The following is a 5,437-nucleotide window of genomic DNA, read 5'->3' as shown; positions in this document are numbered from 1 at the left end:
AGAACGCAGGCTGCTCGCCCCCTTGCGGTAGCGCTTGTGGCCCTGGCGCAGATGGCGGTACAACTGGCCACCCCGGGCTTTGTCGGCGGCCACATGGCGGTATATCCACTCGTGACTCACCATGAGGCCTATCTGCTTGCCCACCGCGCTTATCTGCTCCGGGCTCCACCACCAGGCGAGTGTCAGCTCGACAAACTGGATGACATCGGCAGATAGCCGAGATTTGGCCGCACTGGCCCGTCGGTGGGTGGCGTGCTGATGCGCATTGTCTGGCTGGTAGCCCTGCGGCCCGGCGTTACGACGCAGCTCCCGGTAGAGGGTGGAGCGATGAACGCCAATGGCGCGTGCGGTGGCAAGGATGGACATCCCCTGTGCGCGAAGCACCGATAACTGGTATCGTTGCCCCTCGGTCAACTGCTGATAGCTCATGGTGATACTGCTTTTACTTTGGCGAGCAGAAGGGTACCACCAATCAGCAGTTGGCCACCTCTCGCCATTCATCCATGAGTGTCGCACTTATTATCTGAATTCCCGAAGTACCCTTCCGTTGCCTGCGTGGAGAACGCCTGCCAGATAATGCTTGGCATTCTGCCCCGGTGTGACAATCCGCTTTTGCTGCGCTCTGAACATCCAGTCGGCTCCTAATTTGGGATTGAGGTCTATATCGACTTCATCCTCATAAAACACCGGATTATCGGCATCACAGCGGGCCAGCGCGGCGTCGATATTCGCCATTTTTTCCTGATAGGCTGGGTCTTTTATCCGCAAGGTCGGCACGGGCCTGCGCCAGACAATGCCCATACGAGGTAACCAATCGGCGGAGCGTGGAGGCTGCCACATTGAGCCCTGTTAATCGATTGATTTTTATATAGCCAATAGTTCAGTACACCAACGGCTGCGCTGATAACCAAAATCTTGCGGAGAAAACTGCATGAGCAGCACCAGTAAGGTGACAATCTTGGCGATAGGTAAGACTGGGGCACGGCCAGCCGGTAAGGCTTCTAGCGCATCTATGCCTTCATCTCGATACCACCGAAGCCAACGACCGATGGTCGAGCGAGCAGCGCCGGTAAGGTGATGAACATCGGTGATCGTGCGTCCTTCATGTAACAGCAAGATGGCCATCAAGCGACGAGCATGTCCTTTATCACGGGTGGCATGGATGATTTTGTGAATGCGGCGCCGTTGTGGTCGTGGCAGAGGTGGTAGGATAGGCATCAACTCAGTCCTTTGGGTGTGGCTTGTTTTGTTTAGCGACTAATGAGATCGCACAAACTGGACTGAGTTCCCTTCCTCCGGTGATCTACTATTCGGAACAGCTATTTAGTGCGCAGTCAAAAGTTTATTTAATGTTCAATCATGGCAAGATCCAGTTCGCTGAATTTTACAACGACACGTGCTTGCTACGTTTTGCTCAGATTTCAAACACTCATGCGGACGCCCTGGATCTGATAACGTGTATTGCGTCCGCCACCAGGTAATTTTTCAATGCACCCCCTATCCACCAGTTGCGCAAGATGGCGTGTAGCAGTCGCCTTGCTGACTCCGGCGACTTTTTGATATTGACTGGCGTTGATGCCATTTTCAAAACCCTGTTGGCCGCCATCCAGTAGGCGGTTAATCACTTTGGTTTGCTCTGGACTCAGACTGTCATGACAGTGCCGCAACCAAAAATGAGCCTTGGCAAGAGAACGATCAATAACCTGTAATGCCAGCTCTATGGCGTAATCCAGTGTGTCGAGGAACCAACAGATCCAGGAGGTAATATCTAGCGGGCCCCTCTGCGCTGACTCAAGCGCCCGATAGTAGTGATCCCGCCGTTCGAGAATTGCAACTGACATGGCATACAGCCGGATACTTTGGCTGTCAGCCTGTGACAGCGCGAGATCGGTCAATGCCCGCGTGAGCCGCCCATTACCATCATCAACGGGATGCAGGGTCACGAACCAGAAATGGATGATTGCCGCACGAAGAAGGGGATCCATCGTGGGGTCATGCCGAGTCTGGTTAAACCAGGGGATGAACTCGGCCAGTTGATCGTCCAGTGTTGCTCTGGGCGGTGCCTCAAAATGCACGGTGGGGCGATCAACACGCCCAGAGACAACCTGCATCGGCTCATCTCCTCGCAACTGCCCTACGTTCACTGGCTGCACCGACCATTCGTTGGCGGGGAACAGCCAACGATGCCATTGGTAAAGCCGCTCAATCGTCAATGGCTGTCCATGATTGTCGATGGCGTCCAGCATCATGGCCGCGAGCCCCTCTGAGCGATCTGACACGGGATAGGACGGAGTTTCTGATCCCCCTAACCGCCTAGCCAAGGAGGAACGCACGGATTGGGCATTGAGACGCTCACCCTCAATAGCGGATGAGGAGATGATGTTAGCCAGTAACGTATCCAACGTTTGGTCGGAGTTTCCCAATCTGGAATGACTACCTATTAGCATTCCCAGCCTGCGTTGAGCATGCCGTAATCTGGGCAATATTTCACTATCCCGCCAACGAAAATGGGGCCAATCTGCTTGTTGCCAAATCCAAAATGGTTCCATTATTTCCTCATCCAACGTGCTAGGGTCTCAATAATGAGCCGACCCAGCCCATCATTCGGCTCAATGTTTGAGCCGAATATAACACATGCAGCAGAACAGCAGAGCTGGTAGAGCTGGTAGAGCTGGTGATGAGGATGGAGATCCAGGCTGAAAATCTCAGACCGGAGCTAATGAAAAACTGGATTTATTGCTGCTGTGTGGCGCTACAGCAACCAGTAGATAGACAAGGCGGGAGCTCGTTTTCGTTTCGAATGCTTTTTGGGAGCTTGCAGCTTGCGCTGCATGAAGCCACGCACACGCAGATGCCCTTAGGTCTGCTCACTCATATGCCTGATGGTACTCGCTATGCCATCACTGTGAATAATTATAGGGAAACCTGATTACCCATGATTAGCAGTCACCACGAGCTATACTGATCTTACGTACAGTTACTGAGGTACGAGATCATGGCCAAAAGCAAAGTCCAATTCCAGAAAGGCTACAGCCTGTTTGATTTTTATGTTTGTTGAATTGAGGCATGCAGTCGTGGCAAGCCCGCCGATGCCATATCGGCTCTTGAAGCTGGCTGAGGGTCATGGGTAATCAGAAATTTCATTAACAAAGTGCGATCCCGCCCTGGGATGCGCTAGGGGAAGCCGTTTGCATCTGTTTAGGAAAAACCGGGCCCCGCTATCCGCGGGGCCCGGTTTTGATTTAGGCCATCAGCTTTTGCATGGCGCGGTTGAGGTCGACCGCGGTTTGATGCAACTGGTCGCTGGCACCCTGGGTGCGGTGGGCGTTCTCTTCGTTCTCGGTGGCGATGGTTTTGATATCCACCAGGTTGCGGGCGATATCTTCCACCACCAGCGTCTGCTCCTCGGCGGCGGTGGCGATCTGCTGGTTCATGCCGTGGATCTGGCTGATGGAGCTCGTGATGCTCTGCAACTTGCGACCCGCGACCGTCACCTGTTCGATACTCTGCTGGCTGAGTTGCTGGCTACTACCAATCGCCTGTACCGCTTCCTGGGTGCCACGCTGTACCTTGGCGATGATCTGGTTGATCTCCGCCGTAGAGTCCGCCGTGCGCTTGGCCAGGGTACGAACCTCGTCCGCGACCACGGCGAAGCCGCGTCCCTGCTCACCGGCCCGCGCCGCTTCAATCGCCGCATTCAAGGCCAGCAGGTTGGTCTGCTCGGCAATGGAACGGATCACCTCCAGCACGGTACTGATGCGGCGGCTATCTTCATCCAGTTGTTTTATAACGCCAGCCGTGTTGTCAATTTCTTTACCCATCTGGGCAATGCCGCCTATGGTGTCCTGCATCACTTGCTCGCCTTCGTGAGCCGTATGGTCCGCCTGATCCGCCGCCTGGGCGGCCGATGCGGCATTCTCCGCGACATTCTGCGCCGTCGCCGACATCTCGTGCATCGCGGTAGCCACCATATCGGTGCGGGAGAATTGATCCCGGGTGCCCTTGGTCATCAACCCTGAGATTTCCTTGAGTTCATGGCTGGCACTATCCAGCTGCTCGCCACTCAACTTGAGCTGGGAAAAGGTCGTCCCCAAGAAATCGCGCAGGGTATTGGCGGCCTTGGCCAGGGCACCTAGTTCATCCTGCCGTTGCAGCGCAAAGGGTCGATCAAACTTGCCATGGCTCAACTGGATAATGAAGTCGGTGAGCGCCTTGATCGGCACCAGCAGTTGGCGATTCACCAACCAGAGACTGAGCACCCCCACCAGTAATGACGCCACAATCAGGAATACCACGCCGAGAATGGCTTGGCTGCGGGTCTCCTCACTAATGGCTTGGGCCTGACGATTGCCTTCTTCATGCAGATGCTTGACCAGAGCCGCCATCTGCTCGCTGGTTGCCCGATCGATACCCTTCACCGCCTGATCCCCCACAGTCGGGTCGCCCTGAGCGGCAACAAACTTCTCTTTGCCCTGACGATAGGCCTGCCCGAGTTTCTGATGTTCATCATTCAGGCTGCGCACCTGGGCAACCAACTCCTGATCCTGCCACTGCCCGGCCAACTGGCTCAGTTGCGCCAGCGTCTGGTTGACCGCACGCTCCTGCTCTTCAAACTGGGTCCAATACTTGGTCAGAGCCTCCGGATCCTTGCCGCGCAGCAGGACATTTTTCCACTCCTGAACCTGGCTCTTGAACTCCAGATTGGCCCGCTCAACCAGCGTCGACTCTTGCAGCGTGCTGTTAACCAGGGATTGATAATCTTCGACCCCGTGCTCCAGCAGACGGAAACATAACAACGAGATGATGACGAGAAGAAGAATACTTCCGCCCAACAACGCCAGTAACTGTGCTCTCAACGAACCTTGTATGGACATACTTGCCCCTTCATGACCTGAATCTGTACCTATATAGCGCCCCATGGAGCCTGACACCGTAATGGTGTCGTCACCGGGGGCGGCGTAGCATACACCGTAAGCGCCGTTAAATCGACCTACTTGCCTTCGTTGTATTGCACCACTTTTTTTGAAATCGGCTCCAGCGCCACATTCCACGGTAGCAGCGCTTCCAGCTTTTCCAGGCTGTCCGCTTCGCCGATCCGCGCCAGCACATAATTGATATACGCTGACGGCTCCAGTTGATTGGCTTTGGCGGTCTCCAGCAACGAGTAATATGACACCGCCTGGATGCTCAAGCACAAGCTGCTGCAAGCCATGAAAGAGTCCGATGACAAGCAGCCCATCAGCGGCATCATTCAGCTCGATGATGTCTACTGAGGTGGCGAGCGCCGTGGTGGCAAACGGGGTCGGGGCGCGGCAGGCAAGACGCCGTTTGTGGCAGCAGTGGCCCTGAACAAGGAAGGACATCCAATCAAGATGCGGATGACGGTGGTCGATGGTTTCAAAACGTCATTGCTGATTGGGCAAAACGGCATCTTGCT

The 5,437-nt window shown here is 55.0% G+C and carries 2 protein-coding genes and 5 pseudogenes; 1 reads left to right on the top strand and 6 read right to left on the bottom strand.

Going from position 1 to position 5,437, the window contains the following annotated elements:
• From J9893_RS17925 to J9893_RS17905, 6 genes and pseudogenes are all read right to left on the bottom strand, one after another.
• Positions 1 to 429: pseudogene (locus J9893_RS17925) on the bottom strand (IS30-like element ISAs2 family transposase); the annotation flags it as partial.
• A gap of 105 nt (positions 430 to 534) precedes the next feature.
• Positions 535 to 1,218: pseudogene (locus J9893_RS17920) on the bottom strand (IS630-like element ISAhy2 family transposase); the annotation flags it as partial.
• 203 nt (positions 1,219 to 1,421) lie between these two features.
• Positions 1,422 to 2,249 carry a Fic family protein gene (locus tag J9893_RS17915; protein ID WP_246875647.1) on the bottom strand — a complete coding sequence of 276 codons (828 nt, stop codon included), beginning with the start codon at positions 2,247 to 2,249 and terminating at the stop codon, positions 1,422 to 1,424.
• Between the two features lie 66 nt (positions 2,250 to 2,315).
• Positions 2,316 to 2,549 (bottom strand): annotated as a pseudogene (locus J9893_RS21800) (DUF4172 domain-containing protein); the annotation flags it as partial.
• Positions 2,550 to 3,242: 693 nt separating this feature from the next.
• The gene (locus J9893_RS17910; protein ID WP_246875637.1) at positions 3,243 to 4,832 is read right to left on the bottom strand and encodes a methyl-accepting chemotaxis protein; all 1,590 of its coding nucleotides are present in this window, start codon (positions 4,830 to 4,832) and stop codon (positions 3,243 to 3,245) included.
• Positions 4,833 to 4,990: 158 nt separating this feature from the next.
• Positions 4,991 to 5,167 (bottom strand): annotated as a pseudogene (locus tag J9893_RS17905) (transposase domain-containing protein); the annotation flags it as partial.
• 1 nt (position 5,168) lies between these two features.
• Here J9893_RS17905 and J9893_RS17900 point away from each other — a divergent pair.
• Positions 5,169 to 5,437, top strand: a pseudogene (locus tag J9893_RS17900) (IS1595 family transposase); the annotation flags it as partial.

It is taken from the genome of Aeromonas sp. MaB10011B, from assembly GCF_017939325.1.
GTDB lineage: Bacteria > Pseudomonadota > Gammaproteobacteria > Enterobacterales > Aeromonadaceae > Aeromonas > Aeromonas caviae.
Note: the sequence above shows the minus strand (reverse complement) of the source record. Positions and strands in the feature narration are given on the sequence as shown.

What these genes read in the sequence shown, in the direction of transcription:
- J9893_RS17915 (WP_246875647.1), bottom strand. Translation starts at nt 2,249, where the DNA reads ATGATGCTGGACGCCATCGACAATCATGGACAGCCATTGACGATTGAG.